The sequence below is a fragment of the Pseudomonas sp. AN-B15 genome, assembly GCF_019056475.1.
In the GTDB taxonomy this organism is placed as follows: Bacteria; Pseudomonadota; Gammaproteobacteria; order Pseudomonadales; family Pseudomonadaceae; genus Aquipseudomonas; species Aquipseudomonas parakoreensis.
The window spans coordinates 3,539,238-3,554,858 of record NZ_CP049737.1 but is presented as its reverse complement, the minus strand read 5'-3'; the positions used below and the strand labels follow the sequence as shown (position 1 = coordinate 3,554,858).

Annotated in this window: 15 protein-coding genes; 4 read left to right on the top strand and 11 right to left on the bottom strand. The window is 60.8% G+C overall.

Annotated elements, in window-relative coordinates; all coding sequences use genetic code 11:
- Window positions 1-2: 2 nt before the first annotated feature.
- From GTQ41_RS15735 to GTQ41_RS15725, 3 genes are read right to left on the bottom strand one after another with little or no spacing between them, the layout of a single operon-like run.
- Window positions 3-1,280 (bottom strand): dihydrolipoamide acetyltransferase family protein, encoded by a 1,278-nt coding sequence (locus GTQ41_RS15735; protein ID WP_047293593.1) that lies wholly within the window; start codon window positions 1,278-1,280, stop codon window positions 3-5.
- Window positions 1,281-2,339, bottom strand: a complete 1,059-nt coding sequence (locus GTQ41_RS15730; protein WP_041073339.1) for an alpha-ketoacid dehydrogenase subunit beta — start codon at window positions 2,337-2,339, stop codon at window positions 1,281-1,283.
- 1 nt (window position 2,340) lies between these two features.
- Window positions 2,341-3,576: a 3-methyl-2-oxobutanoate dehydrogenase (2-methylpropanoyl-transferring) subunit alpha gene (locus GTQ41_RS15725; RefSeq protein WP_041073337.1), complete on the bottom strand. Its 1,236-nt coding sequence runs from the start codon at window positions 3,574-3,576 to the stop codon at window positions 2,341-2,343.
- 185 nt (window positions 3,577-3,761) lie between these two features.
- Here GTQ41_RS15725 and bkdR point away from each other — a divergent pair, with 185 nt between their 5' ends.
- On the top strand, window positions 3,762-4,250 hold the full coding sequence (bkdR, locus tag GTQ41_RS15720) for a Bkd operon transcriptional regulator BkdR (RefSeq protein ID WP_027613216.1): 489 nt from the start codon (window positions 3,762-3,764) through the stop codon (window positions 4,248-4,250).
- A 93-nt stretch (window positions 4,251-4,343) separates the two neighbouring features.
- Here the strand turns inward: bkdR and GTQ41_RS15715 are convergent, their stop codons facing one another.
- Window positions 4,344-5,207: an MBL fold metallo-hydrolase gene (locus GTQ41_RS15715; RefSeq protein WP_047293595.1), complete on the bottom strand. Its 864-nt coding sequence runs from the start codon at window positions 5,205-5,207 to the stop codon at window positions 4,344-4,346.
- A gap of 91 nt (window positions 5,208-5,298) precedes the next feature.
- Here GTQ41_RS15715 and GTQ41_RS15710 point away from each other — a divergent pair, with 91 nt between their 5' ends.
- The 3 genes from GTQ41_RS15710 to GTQ41_RS15700 all read left to right on the top strand — a co-directional run bounded on the left by GTQ41_RS15710 (window position 5,299) and on the right by GTQ41_RS15700 (window position 7,864).
- Window positions 5,299-5,640, top strand: a complete 342-nt coding sequence (locus GTQ41_RS15710) for a helix-turn-helix transcriptional regulator (RefSeq protein WP_003224002.1) — start codon at window positions 5,299-5,301, stop codon at window positions 5,638-5,640.
- A 169-nt stretch (window positions 5,641-5,809) separates the two neighbouring features.
- Window positions 5,810-7,054 (top strand): FAD/NAD(P)-binding oxidoreductase, encoded by a 1,245-nt coding sequence (locus tag GTQ41_RS15705; RefSeq protein WP_047293596.1) that lies wholly within the window; start codon window positions 5,810-5,812, stop codon window positions 7,052-7,054.
- A gap of 9 nt (window positions 7,055-7,063) precedes the next feature.
- Complete coding sequence (locus GTQ41_RS15700; RefSeq protein ID WP_047293598.1) at window positions 7,064-7,864, top strand: sulfite exporter TauE/SafE family protein; 801 nt, start codon at window positions 7,064-7,066, stop codon at window positions 7,862-7,864.
- A gap of 102 nt (window positions 7,865-7,966) precedes the next feature.
- Here the strand turns inward: GTQ41_RS15700 and GTQ41_RS15695 are convergent, their stop codons facing one another.
- The 7 genes from GTQ41_RS15695 to GTQ41_RS15665 form a co-directional block, all read right to left on the bottom strand.
- Window positions 7,967-9,247 carry a TRAP transporter large permease gene (locus GTQ41_RS15695; protein WP_047293599.1) on the bottom strand — a complete coding sequence of 427 codons (1,281 nt, stop codon included), beginning with the start codon at window positions 9,245-9,247 and terminating at the stop codon, window positions 7,967-7,969.
- The gene (locus tag GTQ41_RS15690) at window positions 9,247-9,774 is read right to left on the bottom strand and encodes a TRAP transporter small permease (RefSeq protein WP_047293601.1); all 528 of its coding nucleotides are present in this window, start codon (window positions 9,772-9,774) and stop codon (window positions 9,247-9,249) included. Before GTQ41_RS15690 ends, GTQ41_RS15695 begins: the two co-directional genes overlap by 1 nt.
- A gap of 76 nt (window positions 9,775-9,850) precedes the next feature.
- A complete protein-coding gene (locus GTQ41_RS15685) occupies window positions 9,851-10,822 on the bottom strand; it encodes a TRAP transporter substrate-binding protein (RefSeq protein ID WP_217325305.1) in 972 nt (323 codons plus the stop codon).
- Window positions 10,823-10,883: 61 nt separating this feature from the next.
- Window positions 10,884-11,777: an SMP-30/gluconolactonase/LRE family protein gene (locus tag GTQ41_RS15680; protein ID WP_047293605.1), complete on the bottom strand. Its 894-nt coding sequence runs from the start codon at window positions 11,775-11,777 to the stop codon at window positions 10,884-10,886.
- A 30-nt stretch (window positions 11,778-11,807) separates the two neighbouring features.
- A complete protein-coding gene (locus GTQ41_RS15675) occupies window positions 11,808-12,632 on the bottom strand; it encodes an NAD(P)-dependent oxidoreductase (RefSeq protein ID WP_047293607.1) in 825 nt (274 codons plus the stop codon).
- 338 nt (window positions 12,633-12,970) lie between these two features.
- On the bottom strand, window positions 12,971-14,266 hold the full coding sequence (locus GTQ41_RS15670) for an OprD family porin (RefSeq protein ID WP_047293609.1): 1,296 nt from the start codon (window positions 14,264-14,266) through the stop codon (window positions 12,971-12,973).
- 169 nt (window positions 14,267-14,435) lie between these two features.
- Window positions 14,436-15,386, bottom strand: coding sequence for a polysaccharide deacetylase family protein (locus GTQ41_RS15665; RefSeq protein ID WP_047293611.1), 951 nt, complete (start codon window positions 15,384-15,386; stop codon window positions 14,436-14,438).
- Between the last annotated feature and the right edge of the window lie 235 nt (window positions 15,387-15,621).

Here is a 15,621-nt window from a genome sequence, read left to right as displayed (position 1 = left end):
CGTCACTCCACAAACAGGGTCGCGGGTTGTTCGAGCAGACCACGAATGGCCTGGATGAAGAGCGCCGCGTCCATGCCGTCGACCACGCGGTGATCGAAGGAGCTGGAGAGGTTCATCATCTTGCGGATCACCACCTGGCCTTTGACGACCATCGGCCGTTCGACGATTTTATTCACGCCGACGATCGCCACTTCCGGCAGGTTCAGCACCGGCGTGCTGACGATGCCGCCAAGGGCGCCGAGGCTGGTCAGGGTGATGGTCGAGCCGGACAACTCGTCGCGGCTGGCCTTGCCATTGCGGGCGGCATTGGCCAGACGCGAGATTTCTGCGGCGCTGTCCCACAGGCTGCGCGCCTCGGCGTGACGCACCACCGGCACCATCAGGCCGACATCGCTTTGGGTGGCGACGCCGACATGCACCGCGCCAAGGCGGGTGATGACCTGGGCTTCGTCGTCGTAACGGGCGTTCATCTGCGGAAAGTCGCGCAGGGCCACGACCAACGCGCGCACCAGGAACGGCAGCAAGGTCAACTTGCCCCGGCTGGCGCCGTGTTTCTCATTCAGATGCGCGCGCAGTTCTTCGATGGCGGTGACGTCGATTTCCTCGACGTAGCTGAAGTGCGCGGCACGCTGGGTGGCGTCCTGCATGCGCTGGGCGATCTTGCGGCGCATGCCGATCACCTGAATCTGTTCTTCGTCGTTGCGCTGGGCGTAAGCGGCGACCGGTGCCGAAGCGTTCGACTGCCCCTGCGCCAGATAGGCTTCGAGGTCTTCGTGCAACACGCGACCGGCCGGGCCAGTGCCGCGGACCAGACGCAATTGAATGCCCAGATCCAGCGCATGTTTGCGCACGGCCGGCGAGGCCAGCGGACGTTCATCGGCTTCGCGGGCAACCATCGGGCCCTGGCACACTGGCGCCGGACGCGGTGCGGCAGCGGCGGCAGGTTTACTCTCGGCAACCGTTTCAACTTTCGGCGCAGCAGGCGGCTCTTTCGCAGCAACCGGTGCTGGCGCGGCGGACTCTTTCAGGTTTCCGGCACCTTCCACTTCGATGCTGATCAGCACACTGCCGACCGCCATCACTTCCCCCGGCTGACCGCCGAGGGCAATCACCTTGCCGTGGACCGGCGAGGGAATATCGACCATTGCCTTGTCGGTCATCACGTCCGCCAGCACCTGGTCTTCAACGACCAGATCACCGACCTTGACGTGCCACTGCGACAGCTCTACTTCTGCGATGCCTTCGCCGATGTCCGGCATCTTGATAACGTGCGTGCCCATTCAGACCTCCATGACCCGTTTCAACGCCGCGCCCACTCGGGACGGCCCTGGGAAATACGCCCACTCTTGCGCGTGCGGGTAGGGCGTGTCCCAACCGGTGACGCGTTCGATCGGCGCTTCCAGGTGATGGAAGCAATGCTCTTGCACCAGCGCTACCAGCTCGGCGCCGAAACCGCAGGTGCGGGTGGCTTCGTGCACCACCACGCAACGCCCGGTTTTTTTCACCGATTTGACGATGGTGTCCAGGTCCAGCGGCCACAGGCTGCGCAAGTCGATGACTTCGGCATCCACGCCGGATTCTTCGGCAGCCACTTGCGAAACATACACGGTGGTGCCGTAGGTCAGCACGGTCACGTCCTTGCCTGGACGGGTGATCGCGGCGACGTCCAGCGGTACGGTGTAGTAACCGTCCGGCACCTGAGCTTGCGGGTGTTTCGACCACGGGGTTACCGGGCGGTCGTGGTGGCCGTCGAACGGGCCGTTGTACAGGCGTTTTGGCTCGAGGAAGATCACCGGGTCATCGTTTTCGATCGAGGCGATCAGCAGGCCCTTGGCGTCATACGGATTGGACGGCATCACGGTGCGCAGGCCGCACACCTGAGTGAACATCGCCTCGATGCTCTGGCTGTGGGTCTGACCGCCGTAGATGCCGCCGCCGCAGGGCATGCGCAGGGTCATCGGCGCGGTGAACTCGCCGGCCGAGCGATAACGCAGACGGGCGGCTTCGGAAATGATCTGGTCAGACGCCGGGTACACGTAGTCGGCAAACTGGATTTCGGCGACAGGACGCAAGCCGTAGGCGCCCATGCCCACCGCCACACCGACGATGCCGCTTTCGGAGATCGGTGCGTCGAATACCCGCGAGGTGCCGTACTTGGTCTGCAGGCCTTCGGTGCAACGGAACACGCCGCCGAAGTAGCCGACGTCCTGCCCGAACACCACCACATTGTCGTCACGCTCAAGCATCACATCCATGGCCGAGCGCAGGGCCTGGATCATGGTCATGGTGGTCGTGGTCATGGCGGTTTCCAACTGAATATTGTTGTTGTGATCGTTCATGTCAGATCCCCAACTGCTGACGCTGGCGCTTCAAGTGCTCCGGCATCTCTTTGTAGACGTCTTCGAACATGGTCGCGGCGCTTGGAATCTGCCCGCCGGCGAGGGTGCCGTACTGTTCGGCCTGTTTCTGCGCGGCAATCACCTCGGCTTCGAGTTCGGCGCTGACGGCGGCGTGCTCTTCTTCCGACCAGTGGCCAACCTTGATCAGGTGCTGCTTCAGGCGGGCAATCGGGTCGCCCAGCGGGAAGTGGCTCCAGTCGTCAGCAGGACGGTATTTCGACGGATCGTCGGAAGTCGAGTGCGGGCCGGCGCGGTAGGTGACCCACTCGATCATGGTCGGGCCGAGGTTGCGCCGGGCGCGTTCAGCCGCCCAGGCGGAGGCGGCGTAGACTGCGTAGAAGTCGTTGCCATCGACGCGCAACGAGGCGATGCCGCAACCGACGCCGCGTCCGGCGAAAGTGGTGGCTTCACCTCCGGCGATGGCCTGGAAGGTCGAGATTGCCCATTGGTTGTTGACCACGTTGAGAATCACTGGCGCGCGGTAAACGTGGGCGAAGGTGAGGGCGGTGTGGAAGTCCGATTCGGCGGTGGCACCGTCACCGATCCACGCCGAGGCGATTTTGGTGTCGCCCTTGATTGCCGAGGCCATGCCCCAGCCGACGGCTTGAATGAACTGAGTGGCGAGGTTGCCGGAGATGGTGAAAAAGCCGGCGTCCTTGACCGAGTACATGATTGGCAACTGCCGACCCTTGAGCGGATCGCGCTCGTTGGACAGCAGCTGGCAGATCAGGTCGACCAGCGGCACTTCGCGGGCCATCAGGATGCTTTGCTGGCGGTACGTCGGGAAGCACATGTCGTCGATGTTCAAGGCCAGAGCCTGGGCGCTGCCGATGGCTTCTTCGCCAAGGCTTTGCATGTAGAACGACATTTTTTTCTGGCGCTGGGCGACCACCATGCGGTTGTCGTAGATCCGCGTCTTGAGCATGGCGCGCATGCCCTTGCGCAGGATGTCGACTGGCACATTTTCAGCCCAGGGACCGAGGGCGTTGCCCTGATCGTCGAGCACCCGAATCAGGCCACGCGCCAGGTCGGCGGTGTCGGCAGGTTCGACGTCAATGGAAGGTTTGCGCACCGTGCCGGCATCGGTCAGATGCAGGTAGGAGAAGTCGGTTTTGCAGCCTGGGCGGCCCGAGGGTTCAGGGACGTGCAGACGCAGCGGTTCATACGCTTGGGTCATGGCTTCTACGCTCGATCTTGTGAATTTCTTGTAGTGAGCTGGCAATCATTCTTGGGTGAAAGAAATCTTGTCCTACAACAATCATAGGCCCGGCCAAGAAGAATATTTCTCTCTGTTTCGTTGCGTTGGAGACGATTTGCAGATAGAAATTCTGCATAAACATAAAAAACAGGTGGTTTTGTCTCATGCGCAAACTGGACCGTACCGACATCGGCATTCTCAACAGCCTTCAGGAGAATGCGCGCATCACCAATGCCGACCTCGCACGCTCGGTGAACCTGTCGCCGACGCCGTGTTTCAACCGGGTCAAGGCAATGGAGGAATTAGGCCTGATTCGCGAGCAGGTGACGCTGCTGGATGCCGATCTGCTGGGGCTGCACGTGAACGTGTTCATCCACGTCAGTCTGGAGAAGCAGGTCGAGGAGGCGTTGCAGCATTTCGAAGAGGCGATTTCCGACCGCCCCGAGGTGATGGAGTGCTACCTGATGGCCGGCGACCCGGACTATCTGATCCGGGTGCTGGTGCCGACGATTCAGGCGCTTGAACGCTTCATGATGGACTTTCTGACCAAGGTGCCGGGGGTGGCGAACATCCGGTCGAGTTTTGCCTTGAAGCAGGTGCGCTACAAGACCGCGTTGCCGTTGCCGGCGAATGGGTTGACGCTGGGTTCTTGAAGATCAAAAGATCGCAGCCTTCGGCAGCTCCTACGCAGGGCACGCACAAACCATGTCCCTGTAGGAGCTGCCGCAGGCCGCGATCTTTTGCTTTTAGAGCTTATTGATCGGCACCTTCAGGTAAACCACACCATTGTCCTCGGCCGCCGGAAAATTCCCCGCCCGCACATTCACCTGAATCGCCGGCAGCAACAGCGTCGGCATGCCCAACCCCGCATCGCGCTGGGTGCGCATCTCGACAAACGCCGCCTCGTCGATCCCGTCATGTACATGAATATTGCTCAGACGCTGCTCACCGACGGTGGTCTGGCACTGCGCGGCGCGGCCTTCGGGCGGGTAGTCGTGGCAGACGTAGAGTTTGACGCTGGCGGGGAAGGCCAGCAGTTTGTGGATCGAGTTGAACAGCTGATGCGCGTCGCCGCCGGGGAAGTCGCAGCGGGCGGTACCGACATCGGGCATGAACAGCGTGTCGCCGACCAGGATCTGCTCGCCGTCGATCAGGTAGGCCATGTCCGCCGGGGTGTGGCCGGGGACGTGCAGGGCGGTGGCTTTGAGATTGCCGATCCTGAACGACTCGTTCGGCGCGAACAGGTGATCGAACTGCGAGCCGTCGACGCAGAACTCCGGCTCCAGATTGAACAGCGCCTTGAACACATTCTGCACTTTGCTGATCGACTGACCGATGGCGATCTTGCCGCCCAGTTCGCGGCGCAGGTACGGCGCGGCGGACAGGTGGTCGGCGTGGGCGTGGGTTTCCAGCAGCCATTGCACTTGCAGGCGGTGGTCACGAACGAAGGCGATGATTCTGTCGGCCTGTACGGTGCTGGTGCGACCGGCGGCGCCGTCGTAATCGAGGACCGGATCGACGATTGCACATTGCCCGCCATCGGCTTCATAGACCACATAGCTGTAGGTCGAAGAGGCGGGGTCGAGGAAAGCTTCAATCTGCGCGGGCATGGACACCAACCTGAATCAGGGAAATGGGTTGCAACACTTTATCTAAAAACATAATGTTCGCAGCTTAAGTGACGTTGAAGGCATCATGCAAATGCAATCCAGTCTGACCGAATGTGAAGTCGCCCAATTGCGGGCCTCCGCCTCCAAGGCCTGCGCGCTGCTCAAGGCGTTGGCCAATGAGGACCGTCTGTTGATCCTGTGCCAGCTGACTCAGGGCGAACGCAACGTCGGCGAGCTGGAAAAAATGACCGGTGTGCGCCAGCCGACGCTGTCCCAGCAACTGGGCATCCTGCGCGATGAAGGCTTGGTGGCGACCCGCCGTGAAGGCAAATACATCTTTTACGGCCTGGCCAGCCCTGAAGTGATTCAGGTGATGAAGACCCTGTCCGGGTTGTATTGCGGGGCGGTGCTCAAGAGCTGGGGCCACCCATAAATGTCAGCCAACACAATACAAAACCTGTGGGAGCTGGCTTGCCAGCGATGGCGGAGTGTCAGTCGCCATCAATAGCGGTTGACAAGTCCCTATCGCTGGCAAGCCAGCTCCCACAGGTTTCGTGGTTTGATTCGAAAAAATCCTTGCGTGCAGCAATAAGGAACAAGCAATGAACGATCAACACTGGGGCCCATCCATCAGTGCAGACATCGTGGTCATCGGCGGCGGCACCGCCGGCATCGGTTTTGTCGCCAGTCTGCTCAAGCGTGATCCCACTCTGAACATCACCGTGATCGAGCCGAGCGCCCACCACTACTACCAACCGGCGTGGACGCTGGTCGGCGGTGGCGCCTATGACGTCAAGGACACCGTGCGGCCGATGAGCAAAGTGATGCCGCGTCAGGCCACCTGGATTCAGGCGGCGGTGACAGCGGTGGATCCCGACACACGTCACCTCACGCTCAACGATCAACGCCGCGTCAGCTACCAGAACCTGATCGTCTGCCCCGGCCTGCGTCTGGCCTGGGAGAAAATCGAAGGCCTGCAGGAAAGCCTCGGCCAGCATGGCGTGACGTCCAACTACAGCTATCAGCATGCGCAGTACACCTGGGATCAGGTGCAGAAACTGCGCGGCGGCAAGGCGCTGTTTACTCAGCCGGCGATGCCGATCAAATGCGCTGGCGCGCCGCAGAAGGCGTTGTACCTGTCGTGCGATCACTGGCGCAAGACCGCTGTGCTGAATAACGTTAACGTCGAGTTCAACCTCGCCGGTGCCGCACTCTTCGGTGTCGCGACCTTCGTCCCGCCGCTGATGAAGTACATCGAGAAGTACAACGCGCAACTGGCCTTCAACAGCAATCTGGTCAGGGTCGACGGCCCGGCGAAAACCGCCTGGTTCGAGATCAAGGACGCTGACGGCAACGTCACCACACAGGCGAAAACCTTTGACCTGCTGCATGTCGTGCCGCCGCAAGTCGCGCCGGACTTCATCGCCCAGAGCCCGCTGGCCGACGCCGCCGGCTGGTGCGAAGTCAATCCGCACAGCCTGCAACATCCGCGTTACCCCGAAGTGTTTGGTCTCGGTGACATCTGCGGCACCCCTAACGCAAAAACCGCTGCCGCCGTGCGCAAGCAGGTCGTGGTCGTCGCCGAAAACCTTCTGGCGCTGCGCAAGCGGCAGCCGTTGCCACTGAAGTACGACGGCTATGGTTCCTGCCCGCTGACGGTGGAGAAGGGCAAGGTGATCCTCGCCGAGTTCGGTTACGGCGGGAAGTTGCTGCCGACCTTCGCCCTTGATGCGACCGTGCCGCGCCGCTCGGCGTGGTTTCTCAAGGCGACGCTGCTGCCGTGGTTCTACTGGAACGGCATGCTCAAGGGCCGCGAGTGGCTGACCGGTTTGTCCAAAGTCGACTGAGAACTCCCTATGTTGCTGGCAAGTCTGTTTGGCGTGTTGATGGGGCTGATTCTCGGGCTGACCGGGGCGGGCGGCGGGATTCTCGCGGTGCCGGCGCTGGTGCTTGGCCTCGGCTGGAGCATGACTCAGGCCGCGCCCGTGGCGCTGTTCGCGGTGGGCAGTGCGGCAGCCGTCGGTGCCATCGACGGTTTGCGTCATGGCCTGGTGCGCTATCGCGCGGCACTGCTAATTGCGGCGCTTGGCGCGGTGTTTTCGCCGCTGGGGATCTATTTCGCGCATCAGTTGCCGGAGCAGGTTCTGATGATCCTCTTCAGCCTGCTGATGGTCATGGTCGCCTGGCGCATGTTGCGCCGCGAGCGTGCGCAAGTGGGACCGAGCGACCACGGCCACGCGAGCTGGGGGCAGAAGAACTGCATGCTCAATGAACAGACCGGGCGCTTCGACTGGACCGCCAAATGCACCGCGACTCTTGCGGTATTGGGCGCGGTGACCGGCGTGGTTTCGGGCTTGCTCGGCGTCGGCGGAGGGTTCCTGATCGTGCCGGCGTTCAAGCAACTGACCGATGTGCAGATGCGCGGGATCGTGGCGACGTCGCTGATGGTGATCAGCCTGATTTCGGCGATTGGCGTGATCGGATCGTTTCACGCAGGCGTGCGGATTGACGCACAGGGCGCGGCGTTTATCGTCGCCAGCATCGTCGGCATGATCATCGGGCGCAAGCTTTGTGCGCGGGTCCCGGCGCGGACGTTGCAGGTGGGGTTTGCCAGCGTGTGTCTGGTGGTGGCGGGGTATATGTTGTTGCGTGCCTGAATGTTGGCAGATCAAAAGATCGCAGCCTTCGGCAGCTCCTGCAGGAATCGCATTCCCATGTAGGAGCTGTCGAGTGAAACGAGGCTGCGATCTTTCAGGCTGTTACAACACCAAGTGCGGTAGCCACAGGGAAATGGCGGGGATGTAAGTGACCAGCATCAACACCAGAAACAGCACGGCATAGAACGGCAGCAGCGCTTTCACGGTGCGCTCGATACTGACCTTGCCCACCGCCGAACCGACAAACAGCACCGCGCCCACCGGCGGTGTTATCAGCCCGATCCCGAGGTTGACCAGCATGATCATGCCGAATTGCACCGGGTCGACACCGATGCCGAGAATCACCGGCATCAGAATCGGCGTGAGGATCAGGATCAGCGGCGCCATGTCCATCACCGTGCCGAGCAACAGCAGCATGACGTTGATGCACATCAGGATCACGTAGCGGTTGTCCGACAGGGTCAGGAACAGCGTGGTGATCTTCGCCGGTATCTGCATCAGGGTCATGATGTAGCCGAAGCTTGCGGCGAAACCGATCAGGATCATCACGATCGAAATCGTCCGCACGGTGCGGTGCATCAGTTTCGGCAGTTCGCTCCACTTGTAATCGCGGTAGATGAACATGGTCACGAAGAATGACCACAGCACGGCAATCGCCGCCGATTCCGTGGCGGTGAAGATCCCCGAGAGGATGCCGCCGAGGATGATCACCATCGCCATCATGCCCCAGAGTGCTTCGCCGACGATTTTCAGCGCCTGGCGCATCGGGATCACTTCACCCTTGGGGTAGTTGCGCTTTTTCGCGAAGATCAGGCACAGCACCATCAGGCAGGCGCTCATCATCAAGCCCGGCACGATGCCGGCCATGAACAGCGAGGCAATCGAAACCGTACCACCGGCAGCCAGAGAATAGAGCACCGAGTTATGGCTTGGCGGCGTGAGCAGGGCTTGCACCGAGCCGCTGACGGTCACCGCGGTGGAGAATTCCCGAGGATAGCCCTTGCGTTCCATTTCCGGAATCAGCACTGAACCCACCGACGCGGTGTCGGCCACCGAGGAACCGGAGATCGCGCCGAAGAAGGTCGAGGCGACGATGTTGACCAGCGACAGACCACCGCGCACGAAACCCACCAGCACTCCGGCACATGCCACCAGCCGGCGGGACATGCCGCCCTCGGCCATGATCGCACCGGCCAGAACGAAGAACGGAATGGCCAGCAGCGAGAATTTGTTCACCCCCGACGCGACCTGAATCATCACCGCCTGGAACGGGATGTCGATCCACCATGCACCGATCAGTGCGGCGGCGCCCAGCGCGTAGGCGACTGGCATGCCGATCAGGATCAATACGATAAAACTGCCCAGCAGAATCAGAGCGTCCATTAAGCGGCACCTTCGCTTTCTTCAACCAGATCGAACTGCACGACACGCCGTTTGCTCTGGTCACCGAGCAAGAGCTTTTCCAGAACGAAAACCAGCGTCAGCAAGCCGCCCACGGGAATCGGCAAGTAGGTCACGCCAACCCGCAGATCGGGCAGGGCCGCCATGAACTGATTCCAAGTGGACATGCACAGCTTGGCGCCCCAGATGGTCATGAAAATGCAGATCGACGCCATGAGCAGTTGCGAGAATATCGCCGCCGCCGCTCTCAGTTGTGGGGGCATGCGATCGGTGAGCATGGCCACGGCCATGTGTGCGCCGGCGCGGTAACTGGCGGCGGCGCCGATGAAGGTAAACACCATCATCAGCAGGATCGCCGTGGGCTCTGGCCAGCTCGAACCGGTGCCCAGGACGTAGCGGGCGAACACGCCCCAGGGAATCATCAGGGAAATCGCCAGGACGGCAAGGCCGGCGACCCAGATGCACGTCATGTAGATCTTGTCGTTGATACGCAGCAGCAGATTCTTCATCGGGTTCCACCGTAACCGGGCGCACCTGAGTCATCAGGTGCGCCGGGCCTGGTTAATGAGTACGGAGCGGGAGGCGTTACTGAACGGCTTCGATTTTCTTGATCAGGTCGGCGTACGCCGCGCCATACTTTTCCCGCACTGGCGCGGTGGCGTCGTAGAAGGGTTTCTTGTCGACCTGGATGAACTCGACGCCCGCGGCCTTGAGTTTTTCTTCGCTGGCAGCGGACTTCTTGTCCCACAGCACGCGTTCTTCAGCCTGGGCAGCCTTGGCGGCGGTCTTGACCAGCGCCTGTTGTTCCGGGGTGAGTTTTTCCCAGGTGATTTTTGACATCACAATCGGCTCCGGCAGGATCAGGTGACCGGTCAGGTTATAGAACTTGGCGTTCTGGAAGTGGTTGTGTTCGAGCAGGGTCGGCGGGTTGTTTTCCGCGCCGTCGATCACGCCGGTCTGCAAGGCGCTGAAGATTTCCCCGGTGTCCATGGCGATACCGTTACCGCCCATGGCATTCATCATGTCGATGAACATCGGGTTGCCTTGCACGCGAATCTTCATACCCTTGAGGTCTTCGAGCTTGCGTACCGGTTTCTTGGTGTAGACGTTGCGCGTGCCGCCGTCCATCCAGGCCAGCGCCACCAAGCCGAATTCGGAGTGGGTGATTTTGTCGAGGATCTCGTCGCCCACCGGGCCATCGATGACGTTACGCATGTGTTGATGGTCGCGGAAGATGAACGGCATGTTGAACACGTTAACGTCCGGGACCACGGGGCCGACAATACCCAGGCTGACGCGAGACAGCTGCACCGCGCCGACTTGCATCTGCTCGATGACTTCCTTTTCAGAGCCCAGCACGCCGCCGGGGAAGTATTGGAAGGTCAGCTCGCCGTTGGTTTCCCGGGTCAGGGTCTTGCCCATGTTTTCTTCGGCCACCACCGTTGGATAACCGGCGGGGTGGATGTCAGCGAATTTGAGTTGCAGGGCCTGGGCGGCGCCAGCGAAGGTAAACATCAGTGGGAGTGCGGCGGCCAGCAAGGTGCGTTTGAAGTTCATGGGGGTGAGTCTCCAGTCTTGTTATTGTTGTGTTCAAGGCGCAGCGGTGCAGCAGAGGGGTTTAAAGCAGATCGTTGAACAAGGGTTCGGCAAGGCCTTTGACGTTGGGCTTCAACGCGAACACGCCGCCGGCCAGGGATTGCGGATCGCGGTCGTCGCCGGGACGAATCGAGGCGATAAACAACGTGTCCATGTCGCTGCCGCCGAAGGCACACATCGTCGGTTTCTGCACCGGCACTTGCAGCGAGAAATCGAGGCGCCCGTCCGGAGCAAATCGGTGAATCAGTCCGGCGTCGTTGGCGCAAATCCAGTAGCAGCCTTCGGCATCCACGGCAGCGCCATCCGGTCGGCCGGGGAAGTGGTTCATGTCGACGAAAACGCGGCGGTTCGATGGCGTGCCGGTCTCGGTGTCGTAATCGAAGGCCCAGATCAATTGCACGTGCGGATGTGAGTCCGACAGGTACATCGTCTTGCCGTCGGGGCTGAAGCCGAGGCCGTTCGGCACGATGAACCCGTCGAGCTGCGCTTCGATCACGCCTGATGAGACGGCGCCGTAGCGGTAGAGTCGGCCTGCAGGCGCGTTCAGGCCCATGTTCAGCACCATGCTGCCGGCCCAGAAACGGCCCTGGCGGTCGCAGCGACCATCGTTGAGGCGCATGTCTGCCCGGCTGTGCTCGACGGTGGCGAGTCGTTCGCTGTCGAGGCTGCCATCGCTGTGCGGATGCAGATGAAAAAAGCCGCTCTCCATTCCGGCAACCCAGCCGCCACCGCTGTGCCGGGCGATGCAGGCGAGCATTTCAGGGGTTTTCCAGGCGTGCACATGGCCGGTGTCAGCGCTCCAGCGTTGCAGCCCGCCGTTGGGAATATCGACCCAATACAGCGCGTTTTCCTGCGGCACCCAAACCGGGCTTTCACCCACGGCGTTGCGAGCATCGACGATCAATTCGGCTTGCATACTCATTCCTTTGCGTCGTTGTCAGGGTGTTCAGTCGCCGAAGGGACCGGCGGCGACGAACGCGCCACCCTGATAGATCCGCGCCGGGTCATCGGCGGCGGGCATGGGTTGCGCTTCGACTTTTTCGCGGAACACTTCGGAGCTGTCCCTGGCTTCAAAACCGAGGTGGCTGGCGAAGCGGTTGTCCCACCAGACGTCCTTGTTGGCGGACATGCCATAGATCACGGTATGGCCAACGTTGGGCGTGTACAGCGCGCGTTCGAGCAATTGGGTGAGGTCGTCAAAGCTGAGCCAGGTGTGCATCATTCGGCGGTTCTGCGGCTCGGGAAATGAGGAGCCGATGCGGATGCTGACGGTCTCGATGCCGTAGCGATCAAAGTAGAAACTGGCCATGTCTTCGCCGTAGGACTTGGACAATCCGTAGTAGCCGTCGGGGCGGCGGGCGCAGCTGGCGTCGAGCGGTTCGTCCTGTTTGTAGAAGCCGATGACGTGGTTGGAACTGGCGAAGATCACTCGCTTGACACCATGGCGGCGTGCAGCTTCGTAGATGTGAAATACGCCGCAGATGTTGGCGCCGAGGATCTCTTCGAAGGGCCGCTCCACGGAGACACCGCCGAAATGCAGGATCGCGTCGACGCCTTCGACCAGTTGGTGCACCGCCTGTTTGTCGGCAAGGTCGCAGAGGACGATTTCTTCGCGATCATCAACGGCAGGGGCGAGAGCGGTGATGTCCGACAGGCGCAAGACATGGGCATAAGGGCGCATACGTTCGCGCAGGACTTTGCCCAGGCCACCGGCGGCGCCGGTCAGCAGCAGACGATTGAACGGGGCACGGGGAATAGAGGTGGACGTCATGGCACTCCCTTACACGTTGTTATTAGGTTTGTTGTAGGTTGTCGTATGACTGTGCTGAAGTATCGGTAGGCTTTCCGGAACTTGTCAACGCGACTTTTGGTGTAAATGACGGAAGGGGATCATTTACTTTTCAATCACCGCGATGCCTTCGTTGCACTGCAATTTCCTTGTGGGAGCGAGCCTGCTCGCGAAAGCGCTGTGGCAATGAACATCAATGGTGAATCTGCCGCCGCCATCGCTGGCAGGCCAGCGATGTGGCCGATCCAGGCACTCTTGCATCGACTGACCAATCGCCTTCGCGAGCAGGCTCGCTCCCACAGGGTAAAAAAGAGATCTGGTTACAACAATGAAATCGGATAGCTGATAAAAATCCGGTTCTCATCGAACTCATTGGTGCTGAAGTCCCGGCGTATCGTCGCGTTGCGCCATCTCACATTGAGGTTTTTCAGCGGTCCGCTTTGCACGGTGTACCCCAGTTCCGACTCGCGGCCCCATTCCTTGCCGTCGGTAATCGTCCCGGTGTGCACGTTGTCGCCGCTGATGTAGCGGTTCATCAGGGTCAGGCCGGGAATGCCGAGGGCAACGAAGTTGTAGTCATGTCGCAACTGCCAGGAGCGTTCTTTGGCGTTGTCATAACTGGCGTTGTAGCTGTCGTTGGCCAGGGTGCCGCCGCTGGTGCCGTTGACCCGCATCCAGGCGTCGTCGCCGCTGAGTTTTTGCAAACCGACGTAGAAGGTGTTGCCGCCGTAGCGGGCTGAAAGCAGGGCGAACGCGGTCTTGTTATCGAGGTCGCCGGCCAGGGCGCTGCCGTCTTCCTTGCCGGTGAAGAAACCGAGGTTGGCGCCCAGCGTCCAGTCGCCCAGCGGCTGACTGTGGCTGAGGTTGAAATACTGCTGCTGGTAGATGTCGCTGAGTTCGGCATACCACACGCCGAGCAGGGTGCGCTTGTCGTTGAAGGTGTATTCGCCGCCACCGAAGTTGAAACGGTCGGAGGTGAAGGCGCCGCGGCCGTTCATCGACATGTCTTCCATGCTGGCATCGTTGCGTGGGCTGTTGCCACGGAACTGCCCGCCGTAGAGGGTCAGGCCGTTGATTTCGGTGGAAGTGACCTGGCCACCGCGAAAGGTCTGCGGCAGGGAGCGGCCATCGTCCGAGCGCAGAATCGGCAGCACCGGCATCCATTCGCCAACCTTCAATTCAGTCTTCGACACCTTGGCCTTCAGCGCTACACCCAGTCGCCCGAAATTGTCTGCCGGGCGACCATCATCGTGGATCGGCAACAGTTGCGTACCGCCGGTGCCTTTGCCGCCATCGAGTTTTTGCGAATACATCCCCAGCACATCGAGACCGAAACCGACCGTGCCTTGGGTGAAGCCGGATTTGGCATCGAGGATGAAGTTCTGCGTCCACTCTTCAGCCTTGCCCTGCGGATAGTTCGGGTTGACGAAGTTGCGATTGAAGTAGGCGTTGCGCAGGTTCAGCGTGGCTTTGCTGTCTTCGAGGAAGCCTTCGGCGTCTGCGCTCATGGGCAAAACCAGGGCGAGGCTGCTGCAGCCGATCAAAGTCAGGGTGGAATACGGGCGGGGCATGGAAATACGGGACGTGCGAACGGAATTGCAGACGAGTGTGCTCACGGTGACGCTCCCTGTTTCATTTGTTGTTTTTATTATTGTTATACGTCGTCGTACAACATGGTTGCGGATAGTTGCGAGGTTTTCCGCAAAAGTCAACAGGGCTTTTTACGATGAGTTTGCGCGAGTTGGCAGCCCTCCAGATGCTGCGAAGAGGGCTGTTTTCGGCGGCTTACCGGTTGTAGGGCGCCTCCGCGTTGTCTATCAGCGGGTTTTTCTCGGTCAGGACGACCCGGGCGATCTGATCCTTGCGCATGAAACTTACCTTCGGATGCGCTTGCGCATAACGAATGAACCGCTCCATCGCCTCGACCATCGCCGGTGTGCCGCCGATGCGGTCGTGCAGACTCACCGACATCATCCGTCGCTGGCTCGCGCCTTCGGCGTACAGGCGATCAAATTCCAGCACCAGTTGCTGATAGAACTGCTCGGCGGAGAAATGCCGGCCCTCGATCAGCACGATGTCGTTATTGCGCAGGGTGTACGGCACCACGGCAAATTTGCGTCCACGGACCATGGTCACGAACGGTTCGTCGCGGCTGACGTCATCGATGTGATAGGTGAAATTCAGGTCTTGCAGAACCTTCAGCGTATTGGGGCTGCGCCGCAGCCAGTTGGCGTTGTAGCCCACTGAGCGCTGGCCGGTAAGTTTTTTCACCGCGTTGACACCGTCGCCGATGAACTGTTTTTCCTGGTCGTAACTCATGTTGTACGAATCGGCCCAACGCATGCCATGGGCCGCCAGTTCATGGCCGCGCGCAGCAATCGCTTTCGCCAGTTCCGGGTGCTTGAGCGCCGCTTCGCCGACCACATGCGAGGTGACCTTGATGCCGGTGCGATCCCACAGGTCGAGCATCCGCCACAAGCCTTCCTTGTAGCCATAATCAAACCAGGTCTGCGCCGGCAGATCCGGATAACCCTTGGGCAGCGGCGTGCCGGAGAACGGACTTTCCGCGCCTTCAGGCTGACCGCCGGTTTCGAACTGCATCGACACCGAGATCACCAGTTGCGAACCGTCCGGCCACGGGCGTTCCTGAGCGAAGGCGAGGGCCGGCAGCAGCAGGGCGGTCGCCACAAGGTTTTTTAAAAGATGTAGGGAGCGTTGCCGGTGGGGCGTGGTCATAACGGGCACCTTGCAGGTTGAGAAGGGCTGCAAGGGTGGCAGTTGCCCGGTGCGGGAAAAATCCGTTGCGGGCGAGAAGACCTTTAAACAGAATTTACGAATCCGCCGCAAACCAGTGGGAGCGGGCTGCCGGTCACCCAGTTGCCGAGCCGACTGCCGCCATCGCTGGCAAGCCAGCTCCCAGAGGATTGTGGGTTTACCGCAACATTTGCGACAAACTCCCGGCAACATAAGC

Coding starts and splice junctions, on each gene's coding strand:
- GTQ41_RS15710 (WP_003224002.1), top strand. CDS start 5,299: ATGCAATCCAGTCTGACCGAATGTGAAGTCGCCCAATTGCGGGCCTCC.
- GTQ41_RS15705 (WP_047293596.1), top strand. CDS start 5,810: ATGAACGATCAACACTGGGGCCCATCCATCAGTGCAGACATCGTGGTC.
- bkdR (WP_027613216.1), top strand. CDS start 3,762: ATGCGCAAACTGGACCGTACCGACATCGGCATTCTCAACAGCCTTCAG.
- GTQ41_RS15665 (WP_047293611.1), bottom strand. CDS start 15,386: ATGACCACGCCCCACCGGCAACGCTCCCTACATCTTTTAAAAAACCTT.
- GTQ41_RS15685 (WP_217325305.1), bottom strand. CDS start 10,822: ATGAACTTCAAACGCACCTTGCTGGCCGCCGCACTCCCACTGATGTTT.
- GTQ41_RS15695 (WP_047293599.1), bottom strand. CDS start 9,247: ATGGACGCTCTGATTCTGCTGGGCAGTTTTATCGTATTGATCCTGATC.
- GTQ41_RS15725 (WP_041073337.1), bottom strand. CDS start 3,576: ATGACCCAAGCGTATGAACCGCTGCGTCTGCACGTCCCTGAACCCTCG.
- GTQ41_RS15690 (WP_047293601.1), bottom strand. CDS start 9,774: ATGAAGAATCTGCTGCTGCGTATCAACGACAAGATCTACATGACGTGC.
- GTQ41_RS15735 (WP_047293593.1), bottom strand. CDS start 1,280: ATGGGCACGCACGTTATCAAGATGCCGGACATCGGCGAAGGCATCGCA.
- GTQ41_RS15675 (WP_047293607.1), bottom strand. CDS start 12,632: ATGACGTCCACCTCTATTCCCCGTGCCCCGTTCAATCGTCTGCTGCTG.
- GTQ41_RS15730 (WP_041073339.1), bottom strand. CDS start 2,339: ATGAACGATCACAACAACAATATTCAGTTGGAAACCGCCATGACCACG.
- GTQ41_RS15715 (WP_047293595.1), bottom strand. CDS start 5,207: ATGCCCGCGCAGATTGAAGCTTTCCTCGACCCCGCCTCTTCGACCTAC.
- GTQ41_RS15700 (WP_047293598.1), top strand. CDS start 7,064: ATGTTGCTGGCAAGTCTGTTTGGCGTGTTGATGGGGCTGATTCTCGGG.
- GTQ41_RS15680 (WP_047293605.1), bottom strand. CDS start 11,777: ATGCAAGCCGAATTGATCGTCGATGCTCGCAACGCCGTGGGTGAAAGC.